Raw genomic sequence first — 24,064 nt, forward strand, 5'->3', positions numbered from 1 at the left:
TGTTAGTTCAAGGTATTTAGTGAGAATTTTTCGATGAGTTCTTCTGGGCAGCGCATGGGTTTTTGTTTGGCGCGATCCATGAATGCCAGGACCGTATTTCCCGTGCATAATAACTCGCCTGCTTCGTTGATAATTTCATAGTCAAATTCAATTTTGACAGTTGGCAATTTCTTTAAGCGAGTCCTTATATATATACACTCATCGTAGTAAGCTGATTTTTTAAAATTACATTGTAGGGATATTACCGGTAAAATGATGCCTGAATTTTCCATATCTTTGTAAGTGACCCCTTGTTGGCGTAGCCATTCGGTGCGTCCGACTTCAAAGAATTGTGCATAATTACCGTGATAAACCACGCCCATTTGGTCGGTTTCACCGTATCGAATACGTAAGGTGCTGGTATGCTGATAGAACATGTTTTTTTCTTGTTATTTAGTATTAACGTTACGCAAAAAAAAAATAAAAATCAATAGTGATTTGGTTTTTTTTTACTGAAAATTATTCACACTTTTGTTCCTCCAAATAAGTGAGTTTAGAGTCCCCTATAATCTAAATAAAATTAAACAAATTAATCCTTTTTCACCAATATGACTAAAACAGCTGATTCAGTTTGGATGGAATGCTTGTCCTTTATAAAGGACAATATCAAGCCACAGGCATATAAGACTTGGTTTGAGCCGATTAAGCCCATTAAATTGTCAGGGGAGGCTTTGACTATTCAAGTACCTAGTAAGTTTTTTTACGAGTGGTTAGAAGAGCATTACATCAAATTACTAAGAGTCGCTTTGGTAAGACAACTTGGAAACGATGCCAAGTTGGTGTATGATGTACGTATGGAAAATACGTATAGTAGTAATAATCCACAAACGGTAAAAATTCCAAGTTCGAATAGAAACCCTTTGAAACCTCAAAAGGTTACTGTTCCATTAGAGTCGAAGAGAGAATTGAAAAATCCATTTGTGATTCCAGGATTACAAAAGGTTAAAATTGAATCTCAATTGAACCCTAACTACAATTTTTTGAATTTTGTAGAAGGTGATTCAAACCGATTAGCGCGATCTGCAGGTATGGCTGTTGCCAATAAGCCTGGAGGAACTTCTTTCAACCCCTTGTTGATTTACGGTGGAGTAGGGTTAGGTAAAACTCACCTTGCACACGCCATAGGAGTTGAGATCAAAGATAAGTACCCAGATAAAACGGTATTGTACATCTCATCTGAGAAGTTTACACAGCAATTTATCGATTCTGTAAAGTCGAACACGCGTAATGATTTTATTCACTTCTATCAAATGATAGATGTACTTATTATTGATGACGTTCAATTCTTATCAGGAAAGGCGGGTACACAAGACGTGTTCTTCCACATCTTTAACCATTTACACCAAAATGGAAAGCAAGTGATCCTGACCTCGGATAAGGCACCTGTTGATATGCAAGATATCGAGCAGCGTTTATTGTCGCGTTTTAAATGGGGGTTGTCAGCTGAACTCCAATCACCAGATTACGAAACTCGTGTTTCTATCTTACAAAATAAATTGTACAGAGATGGTGTTGAAATGCCTGAAGAAATTGTTGAATACATCGCCAAGAATATCAAGTCAAACGTACGTGAGTTAGAGGGAGTCATCATTTCGATGATTGCACAAGCTTCGTTTAACCGAAAGGAGTTTACCATTGAATTGGCAAAACAAATCGTAGATAAGTTCGTTAAGAATACCAAAAAGGAATTATCTATTGATTATATACAAAAAGTAGTATCGAAATACTTTGATATGGACGTTGCTACTTTACAGTCAAAAACACGTAAGCGTCATATCGTACAAGCGAGACAGTTGGCAATGTACTTTGCCAAGAGAATGACAAAATCGTCACTTGCGAGTATCGGTAGCCAAATCGGACAACGCGATCACGCTACAGTATTGCATGCATGCAAAACTGTTGATAACTTGACAGAGACCGATAAACAGTTTAAAAAATACGTGGAAGACTTGACAAAGAAGTTAACTCTTTAAACGATATATTATGAAAATACTAATGGTGTGTTTGGGGAACATTTGTCGTTCTCCGTTAGCCGAAGGTATTTTAAAGTCTAAAGTATCTTCTGAAGTAGAGGTAGATTCAGCCGGAACGGCTGGGTATCACGAAGGGGAATTGCCCGATACACGCTCTATAGCAGTAGCAAAGAAATACGGAATAGATATTACAAATCAGCGATCGCGAAAGTTTACGGTCGCTGATTTTGATTATTTTGACCTTATTTATGTGATGGATGACAGCAACTATCACAACGTGCTTTCATTGGCCAGAAATGATGAAGATGCTTTGAAAGTAAAAATGATTCTCAGTGAATTGGGCAGTACTGCCAATGTCCCAGATCCGTATTACGGAGGGACTGATGGCTTTGAAAATGTATATGCGATGCTCGACGATGCTTGTGATGTAATTTCCTCTAAAATGTAACCTTATGACGAACGCTAAGCTTTATTTAATTCCGACTACCTTAGGAGATACTGAACCTCTAGAAGTAATGCCAATTTCGGTGAAAAAGGTGATCGAACACCTCGATTATTTTATCGTGGAAAACGAAAAATCTGCTAGGCGTTTTATTAAAAAAATTACTCCTAATAAGCCGCAACCTTCCCTGAATTTAATGTTGTTAGATAAGTATTCTGACGAACTGGAAACACGTCATTACTTAGATATGTGTCAGGAAGGTGTTTCAGTAGGTTTGCTTTCGGAAGCTGGCGTGCCGGCTGTTGCTGATCCAGGAGCAACTATTGTAAAATTGGCGCACGAAAAAGGAATTCAAGTGGTGCCTTTAGTAGGGCCTTCCTCTATTTTAATGGCTATGATGGCTTCGGGAATGAACGGTCAGAGTTTTGCGTTTAACGGTTACCTACCTATTGATAAAAGTGATCGCAAACGCGCTATAAAAGAATTAGAGAAACTTTCAAAAGATAAAAATCAATCGCAGGTATTTATTGAAACGCCGTACCGCAATGAAAAGATGTTAGACGATTTAAGGGCTATTTTAGCACCAGACACACGTGTTTGTGTAGCTTGTGATATCACATTGCCAACAGAGTATATTAAGACCTATACAATAAGAGAGTGGAAGAAAATTAAAACCGATTTACACAAGCGTCCTAGTATATTTATAGTCCACAGGTCGTAAATCGGTTCTGAAGTTTTTGTTGTTAAACAGTGGCCTTTTTATTGGCCGTTATGTTCGATACGTCGTATCCGCTAAATTTCTTTAAGTAGTCTTCAATAGACGTTCCGTAGGCATCGTTAAATTTGTGCTTTCCGCGCGATCTTAAAAACTTTTTTACATTTCCAGCACCACTGAGGTGGGCTGCTGCTAAAATTCCGGATTCGGTGATGGTAATACCGTTAATACGCTTACCAACACTGCGACGAATATCTCTTCGCAATATCCATTTATTAACCTTACACAAGGCTATAAATGTGCGTTCCTGTAATTCTGGATCCTTTAAAAAAGTTCGAGTGTTGTAAATTCTGAATCGTTTTAAAGTAGATTTCCCAAATTGATATTTCCCCAAATATCCTAAGCTGTTAATTACAGTATAGTTCCCCTGTGATTCCTTAAAGGCCAAAGCTTCTCTAAAGCCGATAAAGTCTCTTTTTAAAAAAGGAAAGGTAAATACTTCCTTTTTAGCTACTGCTACAATTGGAGGTAAGATTTCCTTTTTTTCTTTTTTTTCGGGTTTACTAGCAAAGCTCGAAAGCAAGAGTATCCCAAAAATACTTACAATTAAATGTTTGATAATGAATAACTTTCTGTTAAGCGGGGGCAAAGATACGACAAATACTGTAATTAAGTCTAAGGGTAACACTCCAGTTTGTAGGGGTAAAATCCTGATTTTACGTGGATTGCTATTTCTTTTTGCGTTAAATGCTGTATTTGAGTGTTTGTATTGAGGATATGTTAATAAATGTCTGTTTTCTTGGGTAAAATGACAAAACTGTTAAAAATTAGTCAAAATACTGATATGTAGTGAGTTGTGAAGGGGTAAAAAAATAGCCGAGCAAGAACTCGGCTGTAAGTTTTACGATTATCTCCTGATACCTTGTTGGTTAATCCATTTATGGTATTTGATGGCATTTCTGTTGTGTTGTCGGAGTGTTTTGGCAAAGGCGTGATATCCTGGTTTATCAATACTGGCACACATGTAGTAATAGTTGTGCTTTGTGTGGTTTAATACCGCATCAATTGCTGAGATATCAGGCATGCCTATAGGACTGGGAGGAACCCCCGTATTTTGATAGGTGTTGTAAGGCGATGCAATCGTGAGATCTTTTGATAGGACTCTTTTCACGACGTAATCTTGCCCGTGCAACTGCTTTAAACAGTAAATAAGGGTCGGATCGGCTTGAAGCATCATATTTTTCTTAAGTCTGTTAAGGTAGAGTCCGGCAACAACAGGACGCTCACTAATTTTAGCAGTTTCTTTGTGTACAATCGCAGCCAACGAACTTACCTCTAGCGGACTTAACTTAAGTGCCTTTGCTTTTTGTAAACGTTCTTTATTCCAAAATCGTTTGTATTCTTTGAGCATTTTGTTACGGAAGCCCTCCGCAGAAGTGTTCCAGTAAAATTGATAACTATTGGGAATAAAAATAGCGAGTACAGTAGCCTTGTTTAGGTTGTTTTTGGATAAGAAGTCAGGATCTTTGAAAGCGGTGATCAAGGCAGTGGAGTCTGCTTCAATCTGAGTAGCGATTCGACCTGCCAATTTTTCTAATGTGTCTTGATTGTTGAAAGCGACTTTGATAGCCGTTTGTCGTCCGCTTCTCAATAGATTGACGAGTTCGTCGTTATTCATTCCTTTTTTTAGCTCGTATTTTCCTGCTTTCGGAGTTTTGAATTTTTTTAAGCCGGCCACCCATGAAAAACTAGCTGGATTGGCTAAAAGTGGTCCTAGCTGTTGTTCCAGTTCTTCGAACGTAGTACCTGTTTTTACGTAGAGTTCTGTGTCTTTTGTAACTGAGGAACTGTATATTTTTTGTCGGAGGAAACCGCCGGCAATAAGAGCAATTAAAAGCAGGGCGCCTCCTGCTATAAGTAGTGTTTTTTTAGTCATTGATTAATTGAAATAGTAGTTCGTCCTTAAATTTTCCTGCGTGGAAAATCCAGTCTTTCTTGGAACCAATTTTACGAAAATTTTTGCTTTTAAATAAATTTAAGCTGGCCTTATTGTCTTCTGTAATATTTGCGAAGAGCTGGTGTAGTTGTAAATGCTTAAAACAATAGGGGATAATAAGGTCCAAGGCTTCTGATGCGTATCCTTGATGTTGCTGTTCTTTGGTGATAAGGATGCCAATACCTGCGCGTCTGTGTTGCGGGTTGAAATCAAAGAGGTCAACCGCTCCAATAGCTTCTTGGCTGCTTTTAAGGTATGCTATTAAACGCAGTTGTTTGGCTTCGTAAATGTCTTGATGCGCATTTTCGAGGTATTGGTGCAGTACAAATCGCGAGTACGGAGTTTGGGTATGACTTACTTCCCAGAAATCCTCAGTATTCTCAACAGTATACAAAAAGTCCAAGTCTTCCGGTTCTAACGGGCGCAGGCCTATTCGGTTTCCTTGTAAAATGGTCATGAGTCTGCCGCTTTAATGGTTCCTTGAAATACTTGTTGGGCAGGTCCGGTCAGGAAGATATCTGTAAATCCGTTCGGCGTTGCTTTGAAGCTAACTTCCAATTGTCCGCCTTGCACAGGGAGTTTTACGGTTTGACTTTGGGTGTAGTTACCTGTATACATCGCCAGTGCTACTGCGGTAACCCCTGTACCACAAGCAAGTGTTTCGTTTTCAACTCCGCGTTCATAGGTTCGTACTTTAAAGGTGTCGTCGTTGAGTTGTTCTACAAAATTGACATTGCTACCTTCCTTTCCATAAACGCTGTTACGGATCTGCTTTCCTTCTGTGTATACATCGTACGAGTGCAAGTCTTTAACCAATCGTACATCATGTGGAGAGCCGGTATTCACAAACCAATTGTCAGTGTGGATTTCCACCTGAGCAACATCTATCATCTGCAGCGAAACGATGCCATCAGTCATAGTGGCGTGATGCAAACCGTCAATGGCATTAAAGGTCGTTTGTTGATCAAAAATGCCTAAGTGCTGTGCGAATGCTACGATACAACGACCGCCATTTCCACACATAGTACTCTCATTTCCGTCGGCATTGAAATACACCATACGAAAATCACTATGGTCATCGTTCTCTAAGAGGATAAGACCATCGGCCCCAATACCAAAATTTCGATGGCATAAATGAGCGATAAGTTTTTGGTTTTCTTTAGGGAACTGTCCAAGGCGATTGTCGAGTATCACAAAGTCATTACCGGTGCCTTGGTATTTGAAAAAGTCTAATGTCATAATAGGCAAAGATACTATTTAGTTTAGAAATCAGGAAGTGTTAAACGCTGGTTAAATTGCGTTAAAACGTCGTTAAACAGATTTTCTTAAAATGTTAAAATTGTATATTTGAGTATCAATATAATGAGTCAAAAGCATATGAAGAAATTATTAGGAATTTTAGGTGTAGCGTTTTTAGGAGGCGCCGTGGCGCTTGGAGGCTACAAGTTGTTATTAGAAGATAACCAAACTATTGTGCGCGTGCAAGAGGAAGACAGTGTCCCTGTTGTTCGTACCTCGTATACCAATCCGATTATGAATACGTCATCGATGCCGACCAATTTTACGGAGGCAGCGGAAAGTACGGTGCACGCAGTGGTACACGTAAAAAATACCGCAATTAGAACCCAGCAAGATCCCATGAGTTTCTTTTTTGGGGGGCGAGGAACACGACAGTACGAACAGGTAGGAACTGGAAGTGGAGTAATCATCTCTCCTGATGGTTATATCGTAACGAACAACCACGTGATTGAAGGGGCAAAGGATATTGAAATTACCTTGAACAACAGAAAAAAATACAAGGCATCTTTGATTGGAGCTGATAAAAATAGAGACATTGCTTTATTAAAGATCGACGCTGGGAAAGACTTGCCGAATATTCCTTTTGGAAATTCAGACAATATTAAAATTGGAGAATGGGTGTTGGCAGTAGGAAACCCGTATAACTTAACCTCTACGGTAACGGCGGGAATTGTAAGTGCCAAAGGAAGAGATTTAGAAGGAAATAGAAATATAGAATCGTTTATTCAAACTGACGCGGCGGTGAACCCTGGGAACAGTGGTGGAGCTTTGGTGAATACACGAGGTGAGTTAATAGGAATTAATACGGCTATTTCTTCGAGAACAGGATCGTTTATCGGTTATTCTTTTGCAGTACCTTCTAACATTGCCAAAAAGATTATTGACGATTTGTTGGAGTTTGGGAGTGTTCAGGAAGCAATTTTAGGTATTGGAGTGGATAGCTCTGATGAGGAATTGGAAGGTGTCAAAATTGGATCGATGGAAGAAGGCAGTGAGGCGCTTCGTGCAGGTTTAAAAGAAGGCGATGTAATTGTCAAGGTAAACGATGTGAAGATTGCAAAGTTTTCGGATCTCAAAGGGCAACTAACAGCAAAACGTCCGGGAGAATATGTGGCGGTTACCGTAAAACGTGATGGTGAAGATTTGATCAAGAAAGTGAAATTGTCCAAACGAGTTACTTTCCGTGCGTATCGCTTTGGCTTAGAATTAAAAGATATGACAGCCAAAGAGTTGAAAAAGTTAGGAATTGATGGAGGAGCTAAGATTACGAAAAGTAACAACAAGGTGTTTGAATATTACAATGTTGGTGCTGGTTATGTCATTACACAAATCAATGCGGTAAAAATTACTTCGGCTAGTCAGGCTGCAGAAATTTTAGAAAACTATACTGGAAAACAACGCATGTCAGTACAGTTAATGAATCCTTCGGGGCAAACGGAAGTATACCGTTTTTAAGAATGAAAGAAAGGATATAACAACGAAGATCCCATGGCAAAAAGCGATGGGATTTTTTATTTTTAAAAAAGTTACGAAATCGTTTGAAATATGTACTTTTGCAGCAATATTTAAAATTTTAGTTAACACACAACTATGTCAACAATAACAAATTACGAAAAAGAAGTAGCAAGCCAAGCTCAGGTTCGTAGAGCGACCGTAGAATTTATCAATATTGTAAATGATTTATGGTATGACAAATCTATTGAATTAGTGCTTTTTAGAAACCCGTTGGTCGATAAAAGAGCGAGTGAGGTATTGAACCTTATCGATTACGCAGGAGCTTTTGTTGCGAAACCGATCTCTATTGAAGATGCGTTGTCGATTGCAAAGGCAATTCAGTCAATCGAGTTACCAGCGTCAAAATTGGACATCGGTAAACTTGCTTATGAATATCACTTAACTGATGATAGCTCATTAGACAAGGTAGCCTTTGTTAAGAATCAACTAAGCGAGGCAAAGGAAGCAGTGAATATTGAACCTAAAGACGTAGTGTTATACGGATTTGGACGTATTGGACGTTTGTTGGCTCGTGAGTTGAGTAGTAAAATGGGGAAAGGTTCACAGTTGCGTTTGAGAGCTGTGGTTACCCGTGGAAAAATTGACCAATCAGTTTTAGAAAAGAGAGCTTCATTGTTGAGTATTGATTCTGTACACGGTGACTTCTTAGGAACTGTTCAGGTGGATGCTGAAAACAATGCATTGATCATCAACGGTACAACAGTATACATGATTTCTGCGGCTCAGCCAGAAGATATTGACTATACGGCTTACGGAATTAACGATGCCCTGATTATTGATAATACAGGAGCCTTTAGAGATGAAGAGGCTTTAAAGCGTCACTTAGTACCAAAAGGAGCAAGCAAAGTGTTATTAACAGCTCCAGGTAAGGGGATTCCTAACATCGTACACGGTGTGAATCACTTAGAAAACAATCCAGATACGATCGATATTTTCTCTGCAGCTTCATGTACAACGAATGCAATTACTCCTGTATTGAAAGTTTTAGAAGATAATTTTGGTATCAAAAAAGGACACTTAGAAACGATTCACGCTTATACGAATGACCAGAATTTAGTAGACAATATGCACAAGAAATACCGTCGTGGTAGAGCTGCTGCGTTAAACATGGTTATCACGGAAACAGGTGCGGGTAAAGCTGTGTCTAAAGCCTTGCCAGCCTTGGAGGGTAAACTGACTTCTAGTGCTATTCGCGTACCAGTACCTAATGGGTCATTGGCGATTTTAAACTTACAGTTGAATTCATCGACAACCGTAGAAGCGGTTAATGCGATCATGAAACAGTACGCTTTAGAAGGAGACTTAGTAGAGCAAATTCAGTACTCATTGAGCAACGAGTTAGTGTCATCGGATATCGTTGGAACTACAGCGCCTTCTATTTTTGATAGTAAAGCGACGATTGCTGATGGGGATACTATCGTAATTTACGTTTGGTATGATAACGAATACGGATACTCACACCAAGTAATGCGTTTGGCAAAACACATCGCTAAAGTGCGTCGTTTTACCTACTATTAACAGTAGTATTACTTAGAATAATTATAAAAAACCGAAGCGATTTTACGTTTCGGTTTTTTTAGTATATTTGAGACATTAATCCCCAAAATAATCCCCTATAATGAAAAAAGCAATCGCTCTAGTTGCCTTTTTTTTACTGCTATGCGGTAAGTCGTATTCTCAAGAAAATTCAAAAGCAAGTACAGTACTAACCTCAGGGAAATGGCGCATTGCGTCGTTGCGTATCGGTGCGGAAAAAGAAACTTTTTCCTCGAACACTGAAAGTTGGTTGCAGTTTGAAAAAAACGGAACTTATGTCATGGTCATGAATGCTAATAAGAAGTCTGGAAAATGGGAATTAGAACGACAAGGAAAGGTGCTAATGTTTAAAAACGAAGGTTCGAAAGACGATTTTAACATCAGAAAATTGACCCAAAGTGCTTTGGAATTTACTACAGTTGAAAATGCAGTAGAGTACACCATGGTTTTGGAGCGCTAAAAAACAACTTTTTAAAAATGAACAACGCCTGAAGTCTAACTTGAGGCGTTTTTTGTTTTTAAGGCAAGGGGCTAACCACAAACTTTTACGTAACTTAGCCTCCTCACAAGCGCAGGAATAGCACAGCGTATTGCGAGACATTTCAAAATTTAATTCAGATATTTTTACGATATGAAAGTTTCCTTATTTTTAGGCTGTATATTAGTTTCCTTAACCATGCAAGCACAATTACCTTATTACGAATTACCTGAGGCTCCAAATTCTTACAAAGCAGGAGCTGTGGTGAGCAGACTTATTGACGGATTGGGATTTAGATATTACTGGGCAACAGAAGGGCTCCGTAAGGAAGACCTCGCATTTAGAAGTACAGAAGCATCCAGGAATGTACGAGAGACCCTAGAGCATATTTATACGCTTTCAGAAATGACTTTAAGCGCTGCTGAACAACGGGTGATGAAACCACAGCAGGTGAATGGCCTTTCCTTTAAAGAATTGAGGAAGCTCACCCTAGAAAATTTTTACAAGGCGAGTAATATTTTAGTAAATACGGATGATTTAAGTGCTTATCCTTTAAAGATACAAAGAAAAGAAGGAGTGACGACACTTCCGTTTTGGAATCAATTAAACGGTCCTATTGCCGATGCCTTATGGCATGTGGGACAGGTGGTTTCGTTTCGAAGAATGTCGGGAAATCCCTTTCCTAAAGGAGTGAGCTTATTAACAGGAACTGTAAAAAAATAGTTTAGAGAACTTATAATGACAATAAAAGAGAAGATTGAAGGGCTGAGAGAAGAGTTACGACAGCACAACTACCGCTATTATGTTTTAGACAACCCAAGCATTGACGATTTTGAGTTTGATACCAAACTCAGTGAGCTTATCCGATTGGAAGAAGCGAATCCGGAGTTGTTTGATCCGAACTCTCCAACGCAACGAGTAGGAGGCGGAGTGACGAAAAATTTTGTGACGAGTGTTCACAAGAACAGAATGTATTCGTTGGACAATTCCTATTCGAAAGAAGATTTGTTAGATTGGGAGAAGCGAATTCAAAAGATTGTGGGGACAGCTGGGATTAGCTATACCTGCGAGTTAAAATACGATGGAGCCTCTATAAATTTAACCTATGAAAATGGACGTTTTGTGAAGGCAGTGACTCGTGGTGATGGCGTTCAAGGTGATGAAGTTACGGCGAATATTAGAACTATTAAATCGCTCCCCTTAGTAATTTCAGAGGATTTTGTTAAGGATTTTGAGATGCGAGGTGAAATTATTTTACCAATTGCCGGCTTTGAAAAAATGAACGAAGAGCGCGTGGTAAACGGGGAGGAGCCCTACCGAAATCCGAGAAATACGGCAAGTGGAAGTTTAAAATTACAAGACAGTGCAGAGGTAGCAAAACGACCTTTGGATTGTTTGCTGTACCAAGTTGTTACTGACGAACGAAAATACGATACCCATTACGACAGCTTATTGGCTGCACAAAAAGTAGGATTTAAGGTGCCTGATACAATTACCTTGGCGAATTCCATAGAAGAAGTGATTGCTTTTGTCGAAGCTTGGGATGAGAAAAGGCATGACCTACCTTATGAAACCGATGGGGTGGTGATCAAAGTCAACAGTATTCAATTACAAGAGGAATTAGGGTTTACTTCTAAGGCCCCACGTTGGGCTATAGCCTATAAGTTTAAAGCCGAACAAGTAACAACGGTACTCGAAAGTATCAGCTATCAAGTTGGACGTACTGGGGCGATAACGCCAGTGGCTAATTTAGCACCTGTTCACCTGGCCGGTACGGTAGTAAAAAGAGCTTCCTTGCACAATGCAGACCAAATTGAAAAGTTAGATATTCGTGTTGGTGATACGGTGTACGTAGAAAAGGGAGGTGAAATTATTCCGAAGATTATCAAAGTAGAATTGGCGAAACGCCCTTTAGATTCAAAGGCCACCGCATATGCGACCCACTGTCCTGAATGCGATACGGAATTGGTACGAACCGATGGAGACGCCAAGCATTATTGTCCTAATGAATTTGGCTGTGCTCCGCAAATTACAGGGCGTATTCAACATTTTATCAGCAGAAAGGCAATGGATATTGATGGTTTAGGAGGTGAAACTGTAGATCTGTTGCGAAAAGAAGGATTGGTGACGAGTTATGCTGATTTGTACGAGTTAACCAAGGAGCAAATTATTCCATTGGATCGAATGGCTGAAAAGTCGGCACAAAACATGATTGCTGGGATTGAGAAATCCAAGGAAATCCCCTTTGAAAAAGTATTGTTTGCTTTAGGCATACGTTTTGTTGGTGAAACGGTTGCTAAGAAATTGGCTAAACATTTTAAATCCATTGATGCATTACTAGCAGCAGATATAGAAACGCTCGTAGCTGTGGATGAAATTGGAGAGCGAATTGCGCAGAGTATTCGAGCCTTTGCTGAGGAGCCTTCAAATACTGCATTGATAACGCGTTTGAAAAGTTACGGACTACAACTTCAGGTGTCTGAGGAAAGCTTAGCGAATCAGACAGATAAACTTGCCGGGAGTGTTTTTGTAGTTTCGGGAGTGTTTCATCAAATGAGTCGAAACGAGCTGAAAAAGGCAATTGAAGATAACGGAGGTAAAGTGAGTAGTTCTATTTCTAAAAAAACCACGTATGTTGTGGCGGGTGACAATATGGGGCCTAGTAAGCTCACCAAAGCAGAAGGGCTTGGTATTCCTATTATTTCGGAACAAGATTTTATCGATATGATTAATCAATAATTTATAAAAGAAAAACAAATGAAAAAAACGAGATGGTATTGGATAGCGACCGTATTTTTTATGCTGGTAGCAATCGCTGATGTGTATGCAGTTATTACAGCAAATAAATCGGTAGAAATGTTGTGTAAACCACTGTTGATGACTACACTGGTTACGGTGTATTTAACAGCAGTCAACAAGCCTAATTTTTGGTTTGTCAGCGGCTTGTTTTTTTCATTTTGGGGCGATGTGTTTTTGCTCGATAAAGAACAGTTTTTTGTGTTTGGACTCGGGTCTTTTTTACTAGCTCATTTTATCTATATAAAAATTACAGTATCCTTTTTGGAAAAGGAATTGACGAGTAAGATGATCAGTTCGTCAATTCCTTTTGTACTGTTATTTGCAGGCTTACTTTTGTTGATTTACGATAATTTAGGAGAAATGCTGGTACCGGTAATCGTGTATGGTTTAACCATAGCAACGTTTGGTTCTTGCGCCTTTTTGTTGTATCGACAACAGCCTTCAAAGGAACATACTTGGCTGTTTTTAGGAGCAGTTATTTTTATAGCTTCGGATAGTTTGATAGCGTTAAATAATTTTTACAGTCCAAAACACTTGTTTGATATCGCTATCATTGTTTTGTACATCATCGCACAGTATTATATTACGAGAGCAATGATTGCAAAGCGTTAATTATGGAAAAGAAACGTCTGACGCGACTGACAGAAATTCATTTATTACTTCAAAGCAAATCCATGGTGAACGCCAGTGAACTGGCAGGGAAGTTTGGGGTGAGTGTTCGCACAATATACCGCGATATTCGCGCGCTGGAAGAGGCAGGAGTACCGATAATTACTGAAGAGGGTAAAGGTTATTCTTTGATGCCAGGCTATAACTTACCACCCGTAATGTTCGACGAGGCGGAAGCCAATGCTTTGATAACTGCGGGGCAAATACTAGCGCAATATCAAGAGGCTTCCTTGGTAGCGAATTACGAAAAAGCACTACAGAAAATAAAGGCTGTGCTAAAGTACAGTCAGAAGGGGAAAGCAGACCTCTTAGAACAGCGATTACAATTCAGACCAGCACTTGCAGCGAAGAGTACCAGTGCTGTTTTGATACAACTACAAACGGCCATTACTAATTTTAAACTGGTTCACCTGCGCTATACGTCACTACAAAATGAAACTACAGAACGCTTGATCGAGCCTTTTGCCTTGTACAGTACGTTCGAAAATTGGGTGCTTATTGCTCACTGTCGCCTTCGCGGGGCGTTTAGAGCCTTTCGACTCGATAAAATAGATGAATTGGAACTGTTAGAAACAGCTTTTGAACCTCATAACATGACTTTGGAACAATACATTGCGGAATGCAAAAGCAAATATTCTTAGACCTCTGACATAGGGCTGTCATAGGCCGGGTGTATTTTTGAAAAACTAAAAAGATACATCATGAAAACGATCAGTAAAGAACACAAAACGCGAATTATTGGAATAAAGGTAAGAACGAGTAATGCGGACAATCGTGCGTTAATCGATATTACAGCGCTTTGGGAACGATTTGTAAAGGAAGCAATAGCCGAAAAAATTCAGGAAAAACGCGATGATAAAGTGTATTGTGTATACACTAATTACGAGAGTGATTTTACAGGTGACTACGATACGGTTTTAGGTTGCGAAGTACCGGAAGAAACACCTGTTCCTGAAGGGATGGTTAGTTGTGTTATTGAGACGGGTGAATACGCTTTGTATTCCATTCAGGGGCCCTTAAATAATACGGCAGTAATCGAGCAATGGCAAGCAATTTGGGCTGCCGACTATCCGCGTAAATACACCACAGATTTCGAATGTTACGCCGCTGATGTAACGGTGGCGAACCGCCAAGTCGTAGCGATTGGTATTGCGGTTTAAAAAATTACCCCACTGCATAGTGTAGGCTAGTGCAGTGGGGTAAAATAATAAATCAAACAATGTATTTTTAGCTTAAATTAAGCAGGGGAATGTCTTTTTTGTTGAGGTATAATAAGGCAGTAGCTGAAATCAGTGTAGTGACAGCTAAGGCAAACAACAAACCTCCGTCATTGTTGTGTTCAATACCGAGAACGGTAAGGTGTCCCATGATAGCTCCGCCCATTAAACCAATGGTTAAAAACGAACCAAGCCATGTTTTGTTTGGGATGAACAATAGTATTGCGGCAATCAGTTCTAATACGCCCGTTCCTATTCGCATCAAAGCTTCTTGATCACCGGCGAGTTTCGTAAATAAATCGATACTTTCTTGGGCGCCCGAAAATTTGAAAAATAGGGTTTGCAACATGATAATTGCAGCGATGAATTTCAAGAGTAATGGTATATATCTCTTCATTTGGGTTGGGTTTATTAGCTTAGACGCAATAAAAATCCAACCTTACACTATAATACTTCTTCCTTTGCTCGATTTTTCATTCCATTCGTCAAAATAGAAATCTACGCGCCCTAAATTCACTCCGTAGGCTCCCACTTGATTAACTAGCATGTTTTGGTCATCAGCATTTCGTACGACCGTAGGTTTGGGCAAAAAGGTGTGTGTATGCCCCCCGATAATGAGGTCGATGTTTTTTGATTGTTTAGCTAAGTTTAAATCGCAAATGGCTTCTGGATTTCTCTTGTAATAATACCCTAAATGTGACAGGCAAATAACGAGATCACAACGCTCTTCTTCTTTGAGTATTCTCGACATGTCATTGGCGATTTCGTAAGGAGGGAGGTAGGTTGTTTCTTTGTACATTTTTTTGTCAACCAGACCGTCGAGTTCTATTCCTAAACCAAAAACTCCAATTTTAATACCGTCTTTAACAAATACCTTATAGGGTTTCACCAAGGTGTCAAGTACTGTGTTCTTAAAATCGTAGTTGGCAACCAAAAAATCAAACTTGGCGTGAGGTAATTGCTTGTGAAGTCCGGTGATTGAATTGTCAAAGTCGTGATTTCCTAGAGTTGCAGCATCGTATTTGAGCATGCTCATTAATTTGAATTCGAGTTCACCGCCGAAATAGTTAAAGTAGGGAGTTCCTTGAAAAATATCTCCGGCATCTAATAGTAAGGTGTGCGGATTTTCTTTGCGTACGGCCTCAACTAAAGCAGCTCTTCTGGAAACACCTCCTTTATTAGCATAGCGATAATGGCTCGCCTCAAAAGGTTCTATATGACTGTGTGTATCGTTGGTATGTAAAATCGTAATGCGCTTTTGAGTCTTACTGTTAAACGACTGAAGTGTGAGTCCTCCAACTGCCGTGAGGGCAGAAGCGGCAACGGATTGTTTAATGAATTTTCTTCTGTTCATAGGATTAGTTTTTTACAACCACACGCTGATCGAGTTGTGGGGTTAATGTTGTTACACTTTTGAAATACTTGATAATAGCATCGCGTACCTTGTAGTCGAGTAGGGTGAGCTGTACAGGATTTTTAAAGAAATCCATACGGTCACCACCGCCCTGCAAATAGTCAGAAGTCAGTACAGTATAGGTTTTATTTGGGTCAAATGGTTTTCCCTGAATATGAAGTGTGTATGCGCTCCCTTGGAGTTCTAGCTGAATGTTTTTTGATAGCGGATGTGCTTTAGCTCCTGCAATGAAATAGCTGACGAGTTCTTCTATTTTTTTACCGGATAATTCGGCAACTACTAAAGAGTTTTCAAAGGGCATTAATTCGAAGGCATGACGATTGGTTATGTTCCCTTCCGGCAAACCAGCGCGAATTCCTCCGTAATTAAACATGGCAAAATCAATGTTTTTCCCTGTCTTCTCTCTAAAAATTGGATTGGCAATGTCGTAGCACATATCGGCCATTAAATTTCCTAAGGAGCTCTGTAGTTCTCCATCGGTTCTAACCAGTTTTTTACTCGAGGTAGTAAGTACTTTATTAATTTCGCTTAAGAGCTTTTTTTTGTAGGGGGCAATGGTACTATCGATGGCGGGTGTTGTAGTTATGCTGCTGTCAATAGTAGTTGTTTTGGCGGTTATTTTGTTGTTTTTAAAGGTCTTGCTGTTGCAAGAAGCCAATAAAAAGAACAAGGATAGCCCCGTTGCGATTTTTTTCATTTATAGATAACTTTTTAAGTATTTTTGTTTGGTAAAGATACTAACTTAAGAAATGATTTTAAACTCCTTAAAAGAACGTTCGATAGAAAAAAAATACCGCGAGTTGCTAGTAAATAAAGTGTCTGCTAACTCGTTGACTACAAAGATTAAAAAGGTAGCAGTGGTGTTGGATAACGAGTCGTTAGTCAATGTGATTACGGCGAACCTCACTAATAAGTTTCCGTTTAAAGCGAGCGATATTCGGTTTTTAGTTTATCGAAAATTCGAAAAAGGTCAAGAAGCATCGGAGCTGTTTTTTACAGAGAATGAAATGGGCTATAAAGCGAGTTTGAAATCAGACAATTTGCTAAACTTCGTTAAAAATGACTATGATTTACTTATAAATTATACAAAGAGCTTCAATTTATATACGAATGTAATAACTTTGCAGTCGAATGCACGTTTTAAGGCGGGATTTGCGGAGGTGGAAGATCAACTTTTTGATTTGATCGTGACTGATACTACTTTTAATGAGGCCGTCTTAAATCAGGAACTAAAGAAATATTTAACGATTTTAAATAAAATATAATGCAAAAGTTTGTGGGTATGGGAGTTGCTTTGGTAACGCCTTTTACAGAAGATTTACAGGTAGATTATGCCGCGTTGAGAAAGTTGGTGAGTTACAATATTGACAACGGTACGGATTACCTTGTGATTAACGGGACGACAGCGGAGAGTGCTACGATCACTGCGGAAGAAAAAGAACAGATCATTGCTGTTATTGCCGAAGAAAACAACGGACGATTACCGTTGGTTTTAGGAGTAGGTGGAAATAATACTCAGCAAGTAGTTGCAGAATTAAAGCGATTAGATTTGTCTGCCATTGATGGAATTTTATCCGTTGCTCCTTATTACAGCAAGCCTACACAAGAAGGTTTTTACCAACATTTTAAAGCAGTGTCGGAAGCGAGTCCAAAGCCGGTGATTGTATATAATGTACCTGGAAGAACTGCTAAAAATATGGAGCCACAAACGACCTTGCGTTTAGCTGCGGATTTCGATAATATCGTAGGAGTGAAAGAGGCTGGAAATAACCAGCAACAATATTACGCATTGCTCAAAGATGCACCTGAAGATTTCTTGATTATTTCTGGAGATGATGATTTGGCATTAGGAGCGGTGCTCGGTGGGGGAGCAGGAGTGATTTCTGTGATCGGACAAGGTTTTCCTAAAGAGTTCTCAACGATGATTCGTTTAGGACGTGAGGGGAAAAATAAAGAAGCATTTGAATTGCATTACCGCTTGATGGATATCGTAAGCATGATTTTTGAAGAAAACAATCCTGCTGGTATTAAGTCGGTACTGAAGCATTTGGATATCACTACTGACAAAGTGCGTTTGCCATTGGTACCCGCTACTGAAGAATTACAAGCGAGAATAGGTGCTTTTGTAAAAGCATTTTAAGAAACGAGCAGATCGATATTTTTAAACGAGCCAAGAGTTGCAATAGTAAGCAAGTCTTGGCTCGTTAGCTGTAAAAAAATACAGTGCATATAGTTTTTACGAAGGTGAAAAAAGGCGGTTTTCACGTGGGCGATAGCTTTATGAATTCCACTTTTTTTAGCATCTTTGTATTAGAAATTAAAAATCAACTATGTTATCAAAAAAAATAGAAGAAGCGTTAAATAACCAAATCAAGATAGAAGCAGAGTCGTCACAGGTGTATTTATCTATGGCCTGCTGGGCAGAAACTCAAGGTTTTGAAGGAGTAGCTCAATTTATGTACGCTCATTCTGATGAGGAACGCATGCACATGTTAAAATTGGTGAAGTTCGTGAATGAACGCGGAGGACATGCAAAGGTATCGGCGTTGGCAGAGCCACCTCTTGAATTTGGATCTTTTAAAGAAATGTTTGAGACGCTTTTTAATCACGAAGTAATGGTGTCAAAATCGATTAACGATTTGGTACATATTACCTTAGAAGAACGCGACTACGCAACACATAACTTCTTACAGTGGTACGTGTCTGAACAAATTGAAGAAGAAGCCTTGGCGCGAAATATTCTCGATAAAATCAACTTGATTGGAGACGATAAAGGAGGATTGTACTTATTTGACAATGACGTAAAACAATTAGTAGGACCCGATGCTGGTGCCGAAGTTTAAGATTAACAAAGATTTAGGAGTTTGTTGGATTTTTTGTAACACTATTTTAGGTTTCTTGCACTTCGAAACTAGTTAGAAAAAATAGTTTTAATAATCCATAATTAATCATTAATTTTGCCAGATGCAAAAAAGTAAAAATTTAGCCCTCATTGTAGTAGTTTTTGTCTTATTAACCTCATGTGGTCAATATCAAAAAGTATTAAACAAAGGAACTGTAGAAGAGCAGTACAAAATGGCCGTCAAAATGTACGAGGCTCAAAAGTACGCAAAAGCACTTCGTTTATTTGAGAAAATAACACCTTCATATCGTGGAAAGCCACAAATGGAACGTATACAATACATGGTGTCACAATCAAATTTTAATGAGAAAAACTACAGTTTAGCTGGGTATTATTTTAATCGTTTTGCTCGAAATTACCCTAAGAGTTCAAAAGTAGAAGAGGCTTCTTTTATGTCGGCATTGAGTTATTACAAAGCCGCTCCTGTTTTTAGTTTGGACCCTACGGATACGAACAAAGCTTTGGAGTCTTTTCAGCGCTTTATCGATACCTATCCAAAGTCAGAACGTTTAGACGAAGCGAACAAGTACTATGGTGAACTCCGTTATAAGTTGGAGAAAAAGGCCTTTGAAATAGGAAAGACCTATTACCGTACAGCAGATTATGACGCTCGTAATTACACTGCTGCCATTGTAGCTTTTGACAATTTATTGTCAGATTACTTGGGGACTAGTTTTAAAGAAGAGGCATTGTACTACCGCTTAAAGGCAGCTCATGATTTCGCAATGAAGAGTACACAACGTAGAAAAGTTGAGCGAATTGAGAACGCCATAAAAGCGTATGATAAATTAAAAAGAAGTTTTCCGGAATCAAAGTTTGACAAGGAAATTGAAGCAATGCACACAGCATTAGTAAACGAAAAGAAGAATTTAGTAAAAAGTTAATAAATGGATTATAAAGAAACGAAAGCACCTGTAAGTACTATTACTTATGATAAAGAAGCTATCGAGGCTCCAACAGATAACATCTATGAGGCCATCTCAATTATCGCGAAAAGAGCTACTCAAATTAACTCTGATTTAAAGAAGGAATTGGTTGATAAATTAGATGAGTTCGCTACTTACAACGATAGTTTAGAAGAAGTTTTTGAAAATAAAGAGCAAATAGAAGTTTCTAAATTCTATGAGCGCTTACCTAAGCCACATGCTATAGCAGTGGATGAGTGGTTAAGTGAAAAAGTATACTACAGAACTCCAGACGCGGAATAATCTATGTCTGTATTTCACGGTAAAAAAGTCTTAATAGGCGTTACCGCAGGAATTGCCGCTTACAAAACGGCAAATCTGGTACGTTTATTTATAAAATCAGGCGCAGAAGTTCAAGTTATTATGACTCCTGCGTCTAAAGATTTTGTAACACCTCTTACATTATCTACCTTGTCTAAAAATCCTGTTCATTCTACATTCTACGATCAGGAAGACGAAAACGAACTCTGGAACAATCATGTGGAACTGGGATTGTGGGCCGATTTTATGCTCATCGCTCCAGCAACTGCCAATACCTTGTCAAAGATGACTAATGGGGCCTGTGATAATTTATTACTAGCAACCTATTTGTCGGCAAAATGCCCTGTGTATTTCGCACCAGCCATGGATTTAGATATGTACAAACACCCATCGACATTGGATAGTTTGAACAAACTTCAAGAATTCGGAAATATCATGATACCAGCGACGTCAGGTGAACTGGCTAGCGGATTGGTAGGACAAGGACGCATGGCCGAACCTGAAGATATCTTGAGTTTTATTGAAAAGGATATCTACTACAAACTACCCTTGCGATCTAAACGAATTTTGATAACAGCGGGTCCGACCTATGAAGCCATAGATCCGGTTCGATTTATTGGAAATCACTCGTCAGGAAAAATGGGCTTCGAGCTGGCGCATACCGCTGCTACTTTAGGAGCAAAAGTATTTTTGGTAGCAGGACCCTCTGCTCAGAAAGTGCAACACAGTGCTATTGAGCGTATTGATGTACGCTCGGCCGAAGAGATGTATCAGGCTTGTCATGAGTATTACGCTTCTGTAGATGTCGCTATTTTATCGGCAGCAGTGGCTGATTACCGACCAAAAAATGTTGCTGATCAGAAAATAAAAAAGAAGGATGTTTCGTTAACTATTGAGTTAGAGCCTACAAAAGATATTTTGAAGTCGCTCGGAGAAGCAAAAGAACATCAGTTATTAGTAGGGTTTGCACTGGAAACCAATAATGAAATTGCCAATGCTGAGGCCAAGATCCGAAAGAAGAATTTAGACCTGATTGTGTTAAATTCATTACGAGATAAAGGCGCTGGCTTTGCCACAGATACAAATAAAATTACTATTATTGATGCTGATTTTGAACAGACTAGCTTCGAGTTGAAATCAAAAAGAGAAGTCTCTGTGGATATTGTTAATGAAATAATTCAAAAATTAGATGCGTAAAATAGTACTTATTGCCTTTGTTTTTCTTGGAATGTTAACGGTGAAAGCTCAAGAGCTGAATGCCTTGGTAACCATTAATTCGGATAAAATTCAGAGTTCGAACAAGCAAGTTTATCAAACGTTACAAACCGCTTTGACTGAGTTTATCAATCAAAAGCAATGGACCAATAAGACCTATAAAGTTCAGGAACGAATTAATTGTGCTTATACGATTATCATCAATGAACAAAACGGAAATAACTTTTCTGCGAGCTTGCAAATTCAGGCAACACGCCCGGTGTACAACTCGTCTTATGCAACTCCTTTGTTGAACATCAACGATACGAATTTCAATTTTAAATACAACGAATTCGATCCGCTCCTGTACAATCCAACGACCTACGATTCAAATTTAGTTTCGGTAATTGCGTTTTACACCTATGTAATTCTTGGGGTAGATGCAGATACCTTTGTTGCCAAAGGAGGTCAAAAGTATTTAAAGCAAGCGGAGAATGCGATGCTGCAGGCACAGAGTAACGGTGAGAGTGGATGGCAAAATCAGATAGGAAAACAAAATCGTTACGCATTAATCGATAGTTTACTCTCTGAGAAATTCGCGGCCTTACGCGCAATATATTACGAATACCACCGCAATGGGTTTGATACTTTCGCAGAGGATAAGGACCGAGCAAAACAGGTGATTGAAACAGCGGTGTTACAACTGGAGCAATTGCATAATATTACCATCGGAAATTACATGATTCGCATCTTTTTAGATGCAAAGTCAGATGAAATTGTCAGTGTGTTTTCGGATGGACGACCTTCTTCTAATCAGCAAAAGCTGCGTACCATGCTCGATAAAATCGCACCTACTTACGAGGATAAGTGGAAAAAGATAAAGTAAAATTTCGCTGAAAATTACTGCTTAAGTTTCGCCTAAAAATTCTTACTTTTATAGCTTTGAAAGTTTAGGATTTGCTGACACATTTAACCATACAAAATTACGCACTCATCAATCAATTATCGATTGATTTTACCCAGGGATTATCAATTATCACTGGTGAAACGGGTGCAGGAAAATCGATCTTATTAGGAGCTTTGGGCTTGGTAATGGGAAAGAGAGCAGACTTATCGTCGTTAAAATACGATGATAAAAAGTGTATTATTGAAGCCCAGTTTAATCTGGCCAATTACCAATTGGAAGAGCTTTTTGACGATTTGGATATGGACTACGAAGAAGAGACCATTATTCGACGCGAAATTTTACCTTCGGGGAAATCGCGTGCTTTTGTCAATGATACGCCGGTAAATTTATCTGCGCTCAATGAATTGTCTGGACAGCTGGTCGATATTCATTCGCAGCACCAAACGTTATCTTTATCAGATACGGACTTTCAATTTTCAATTTTGGATGCCCTTGCCAAGAATCAGGTAAAACTGGCTTCGTACCGCAGAGGTTTGTCAAAGTACCAAAAAGTAGAACGCGAGTTGCGTTTAAAGCAATTGGAAGCAAGTCAGTCAAAAGAGCAATACGAATACAATTTACACCTGTACAAAGAACTGGAAGAGGCGGAACTCCGTGCCGGTGAGCAAGAAGAATTGGAGCAAAAACTTGAAAAGCTCAACAATATTGAAGAGATTAAATTACAGTTGTCAGAGAGCTATCAGTTGGCAGCTAGCGAGGAGATTGGTATCCAAAATCAATTGCATAGCTTAGAGTCGAAACTGCAACGGATTAGTGGTTTTGCTGCGAGCTATGAAGAACTTGCCAATCGCGTGGCGAGCGTAAAAATTGAATTGGATGATGTGGTGAGCGAATTAGAACAGGCTAATGAAGATGTCGAGTACAATCCTTCGGAATTAGAGCAACTTAATGATCGACTGCAGTTGATGTATAATTTACAGAAGAAGCACCAAGTGGCCACTGTTGAAGAACTGCTTGTGATTTTCGATCAATTGGCGGTAAAGGTTGCACAGGTAGAAGGAGCAGATGAAGCCTTAGCCGGCTTGTTAGCTGAGCAGGCAAAAATTGCTGAAAAACTCGATGACGTTGCGGGTCGAATCACAGAAGCCCGTACTAAAGTGATCCCTAAACTGATAAAAGAACTCAAAAAACTACTAAATTCGCTTGGAATGCCCAATGCTAATTTTCAAATTGAATTGGCACCGAGTACTTCGTATTTGGCCAATGGTAAGGACCAATTGAGTTTCCTATTTGCCGCGAATAAGGGAGGTAGTTTCGGAGAGTTGAAAAAAGTGGCATCCGGAGGTGAATTGTCTAGGATCATGCTTTCAATAAAGAATATTCTATCTAAAAACATCAAATTACCGACCATTATTTTCGATGAGATTGATACCGGAGTTTCTGGAGAAGTATCGAATAAGATTGCGGCGATTATGGATGATATGGCGAAACACATGCAGGTAATTACAATTACACACTTACCTCAAATAGCGGCTAAAGGACAGCAGCATTACAAGGTGTATAAGGGTGATGTAGATGGCGTAACGACCTCCAACTTGAAACAGTTGAATACCGAAGAACGCATTGCGGAAATCGCAGAAATGCTCAGTGGAAAAGACTATTCAGAAAGTGCGTTGACCCACGCAAAGGAGTTATTAGAATTGTAATTTCTCCAAGATTTAAAGAGGTAGTAAATGGGTTTAA

General features: G+C 39.1%; 27 protein-coding genes. 19 read left to right on the plus strand and 8 right to left on the minus strand.

From position 1 onward, the window contains the following. Positions 1-2 precede the first annotated feature (2 nt). A complete protein-coding gene (locus ACKTS5_RS07485; RefSeq protein WP_408043241.1) occupies positions 3-416 on the minus strand; it encodes an acyl-CoA thioesterase in 414 nt (137 codons plus the stop codon). Between the two features lie 171 nt (positions 417-587). Here ACKTS5_RS07485 and dnaA point away from each other — a divergent pair, with 171 nt between their 5' ends. Genes dnaA through ACKTS5_RS07500 form a run of 3 tightly spaced genes read left to right on the plus strand, consistent with a single transcriptional unit; the run spans position 588 to position 3,175 of the window. Then, positions 588-2,012: a chromosomal replication initiator protein DnaA gene (gene dnaA / locus ACKTS5_RS07490; protein ID WP_408043242.1), complete on the plus strand. Its 1,425-nt coding sequence runs from the start codon at positions 588-590 to the stop codon at positions 2,010-2,012. 10 nt (positions 2,013-2,022) lie between these two features. Further along, positions 2,023-2,460: a low molecular weight protein-tyrosine-phosphatase gene (locus ACKTS5_RS07495; RefSeq protein ID WP_408043243.1), complete on the plus strand. Its 438-nt coding sequence runs from the start codon at positions 2,023-2,025 to the stop codon at positions 2,458-2,460. Positions 2,461-2,464: 4 nt separating this feature from the next. Then, complete coding sequence (locus tag ACKTS5_RS07500) at positions 2,465-3,175, plus strand: SAM-dependent methyltransferase (RefSeq protein ID WP_408043244.1); 711 nt, start codon at positions 2,465-2,467, stop codon at positions 3,173-3,175. Between the two features lie 22 nt (positions 3,176-3,197). Here ACKTS5_RS07500 and ACKTS5_RS07505 read toward each other — a convergent pair whose 3' ends face one another. The 4 genes from ACKTS5_RS07505 to dapF all read right to left on the minus strand — a co-directional run bounded on the left by ACKTS5_RS07505 (position 3,198) and on the right by dapF (position 6,404). Continuing rightward, the gene (locus tag ACKTS5_RS07505; RefSeq protein ID WP_408043245.1) at positions 3,198-3,857 is read right to left on the minus strand and encodes a peptidoglycan-binding protein LysM; all 660 of its coding nucleotides are present in this window, start codon (positions 3,855-3,857) and stop codon (positions 3,198-3,200) included. Positions 3,858-4,076: 219 nt separating this feature from the next. Next, positions 4,077-5,105: an endolytic transglycosylase MltG gene (gene mltG / locus ACKTS5_RS07510; RefSeq protein ID WP_408043246.1), complete on the minus strand. Its 1,029-nt coding sequence runs from the start codon at positions 5,103-5,105 to the stop codon at positions 4,077-4,079. Then, a complete protein-coding gene (locus tag ACKTS5_RS07515) occupies positions 5,098-5,622 on the minus strand; it encodes a GNAT family N-acetyltransferase (RefSeq protein ID WP_408043247.1) in 525 nt (174 codons plus the stop codon). The genes mltG and ACKTS5_RS07515 overlap by 8 nt, the downstream gene beginning before the upstream one ends. Then, positions 5,619-6,404, minus strand: coding sequence for a diaminopimelate epimerase (gene dapF, locus ACKTS5_RS07520; protein WP_408043248.1), 786 nt, complete (start codon positions 6,402-6,404; stop codon positions 5,619-5,621). Before dapF ends, ACKTS5_RS07515 begins: the two co-directional genes overlap by 4 nt. Before the next feature lie 138 nt (positions 6,405-6,542). Here dapF and ACKTS5_RS07525 point away from each other — a divergent pair, with 138 nt between their 5' ends. The 8 genes from ACKTS5_RS07525 (at position 6,543) to ACKTS5_RS07560 (ending at position 14,621) form a co-directional block, all read left to right on the plus strand. Continuing rightward, positions 6,543-7,919: a trypsin-like peptidase domain-containing protein gene (locus ACKTS5_RS07525; protein ID WP_408043249.1), complete on the plus strand. Its 1,377-nt coding sequence runs from the start codon at positions 6,543-6,545 to the stop codon at positions 7,917-7,919. A 135-nt stretch (positions 7,920-8,054) separates the two neighbouring features. After that, positions 8,055-9,497: a glyceraldehyde-3-phosphate dehydrogenase gene (locus ACKTS5_RS07530; RefSeq protein WP_408043250.1), complete on the plus strand. Its 1,443-nt coding sequence runs from the start codon at positions 8,055-8,057 to the stop codon at positions 9,495-9,497. Between the two features lie 100 nt (positions 9,498-9,597). Further along, the gene (locus ACKTS5_RS07535) at positions 9,598-9,975 is read left to right on the plus strand and encodes a lipocalin family protein (RefSeq protein WP_408043251.1); all 378 of its coding nucleotides are present in this window, start codon (positions 9,598-9,600) and stop codon (positions 9,973-9,975) included. Between the two features lie 171 nt (positions 9,976-10,146). After that, positions 10,147-10,716, plus strand: a complete 570-nt coding sequence (locus ACKTS5_RS07540) for a hypothetical protein (protein WP_408043252.1) — start codon at positions 10,147-10,149, stop codon at positions 10,714-10,716. Between the two features lie 15 nt (positions 10,717-10,731). Then, a complete protein-coding gene (gene ligA, locus ACKTS5_RS07545; protein ID WP_408043253.1) occupies positions 10,732-12,732 on the plus strand; it encodes an NAD-dependent DNA ligase LigA in 2,001 nt (666 codons plus the stop codon). An 18-nt stretch (positions 12,733-12,750) separates the two neighbouring features. Further along, on the plus strand, positions 12,751-13,404 hold the full coding sequence (locus ACKTS5_RS07550) for a lysoplasmalogenase (RefSeq protein WP_408043254.1): 654 nt from the start codon (positions 12,751-12,753) through the stop codon (positions 13,402-13,404). 2 nt (positions 13,405-13,406) lie between these two features. Beyond that, on the plus strand, positions 13,407-14,102 hold the full coding sequence (locus tag ACKTS5_RS07555) for a helix-turn-helix transcriptional regulator (RefSeq protein ID WP_408043255.1): 696 nt from the start codon (positions 13,407-13,409) through the stop codon (positions 14,100-14,102). 60 nt (positions 14,103-14,162) lie between these two features. Further along, the gene (locus ACKTS5_RS07560; RefSeq protein WP_408043256.1) at positions 14,163-14,621 is read left to right on the plus strand and encodes a GyrI-like domain-containing protein; all 459 of its coding nucleotides are present in this window, start codon (positions 14,163-14,165) and stop codon (positions 14,619-14,621) included. Positions 14,622-14,688: 67 nt separating this feature from the next. Here the strand turns inward: ACKTS5_RS07560 and ACKTS5_RS07565 are convergent, their stop codons facing one another. The 3 genes from ACKTS5_RS07565 to ACKTS5_RS07575 are packed head-to-tail and all read right to left on the minus strand — an operon-like array spanning position 14,689 to position 16,789. Beyond that, positions 14,689-15,075, minus strand: coding sequence for a DoxX family protein (locus ACKTS5_RS07565; protein WP_408043257.1), 387 nt, complete (start codon positions 15,073-15,075; stop codon positions 14,689-14,691). Between the two features lie 42 nt (positions 15,076-15,117). Then, a complete protein-coding gene (locus ACKTS5_RS07570) occupies positions 15,118-16,032 on the minus strand; it encodes a bifunctional metallophosphatase/5'-nucleotidase (RefSeq protein WP_408043258.1) in 915 nt (304 codons plus the stop codon). Between the two features lie 4 nt (positions 16,033-16,036). Continuing rightward, on the minus strand, positions 16,037-16,789 hold the full coding sequence (locus tag ACKTS5_RS07575; RefSeq protein WP_408043259.1) for a 5'-nucleotidase C-terminal domain-containing protein: 753 nt from the start codon (positions 16,787-16,789) through the stop codon (positions 16,037-16,039). A 52-nt stretch (positions 16,790-16,841) separates the two neighbouring features. Here ACKTS5_RS07575 and ACKTS5_RS07580 point away from each other — a divergent pair, with 52 nt between their 5' ends. From ACKTS5_RS07580 to recN, 8 genes are all read left to right on the plus strand, one after another. Then, positions 16,842-17,357 carry a DUF6913 domain-containing protein gene (locus ACKTS5_RS07580; protein WP_408043260.1) on the plus strand — a complete coding sequence of 172 codons (516 nt, stop codon included), beginning with the start codon at positions 16,842-16,844 and terminating at the stop codon, positions 17,355-17,357. Then, complete coding sequence (gene dapA / locus ACKTS5_RS07585; protein WP_408043261.1) at positions 17,357-18,232, plus strand: 4-hydroxy-tetrahydrodipicolinate synthase; 876 nt, start codon at positions 17,357-17,359, stop codon at positions 18,230-18,232. Before ACKTS5_RS07580 ends, dapA begins: the two co-directional genes overlap by 1 nt. Before the next feature lie 190 nt (positions 18,233-18,422). Then, positions 18,423-18,935 carry a ferritin gene (locus ACKTS5_RS07590; RefSeq protein ID WP_408043262.1) on the plus strand — a complete coding sequence of 171 codons (513 nt, stop codon included), beginning with the start codon at positions 18,423-18,425 and terminating at the stop codon, positions 18,933-18,935. A gap of 121 nt (positions 18,936-19,056) precedes the next feature. Beyond that, complete coding sequence (locus ACKTS5_RS07595) at positions 19,057-19,878, plus strand: outer membrane protein assembly factor BamD (RefSeq protein WP_408043263.1); 822 nt, start codon at positions 19,057-19,059, stop codon at positions 19,876-19,878. 3 nt (positions 19,879-19,881) lie between these two features. Continuing rightward, positions 19,882-20,202, plus strand: a complete 321-nt coding sequence (locus ACKTS5_RS07600) for a DNA-directed RNA polymerase subunit omega (protein WP_408043264.1) — start codon at positions 19,882-19,884, stop codon at positions 20,200-20,202. Between the two features lie 3 nt (positions 20,203-20,205). Further along, positions 20,206-21,417, plus strand: coding sequence for a bifunctional phosphopantothenoylcysteine decarboxylase/phosphopantothenate--cysteine ligase CoaBC (gene coaBC, locus ACKTS5_RS07605; protein WP_408043265.1), 1,212 nt, complete (start codon positions 20,206-20,208; stop codon positions 21,415-21,417). Next, the gene (gene porD / locus ACKTS5_RS07610) at positions 21,410-22,300 is read left to right on the plus strand and encodes a type IX secretion system protein PorD (protein ID WP_408043266.1); all 891 of its coding nucleotides are present in this window, start codon (positions 21,410-21,412) and stop codon (positions 22,298-22,300) included. The genes coaBC and porD overlap by 8 nt, the downstream gene beginning before the upstream one ends. 71 nt (positions 22,301-22,371) lie before the next feature. After that, positions 22,372-24,027, plus strand: coding sequence for a DNA repair protein RecN (gene recN / locus ACKTS5_RS07615; protein ID WP_408043267.1), 1,656 nt, complete (start codon positions 22,372-22,374; stop codon positions 24,025-24,027). The last annotated feature ends 37 nt before the right edge of the window (positions 24,028-24,064 follow it).

The organism is Tenacibaculum litopenaei, from assembly GCF_964514025.1.
GTDB lineage: Bacteria > Bacteroidota > Bacteroidia > Flavobacteriales > Flavobacteriaceae > Polaribacter > Polaribacter litopenaei.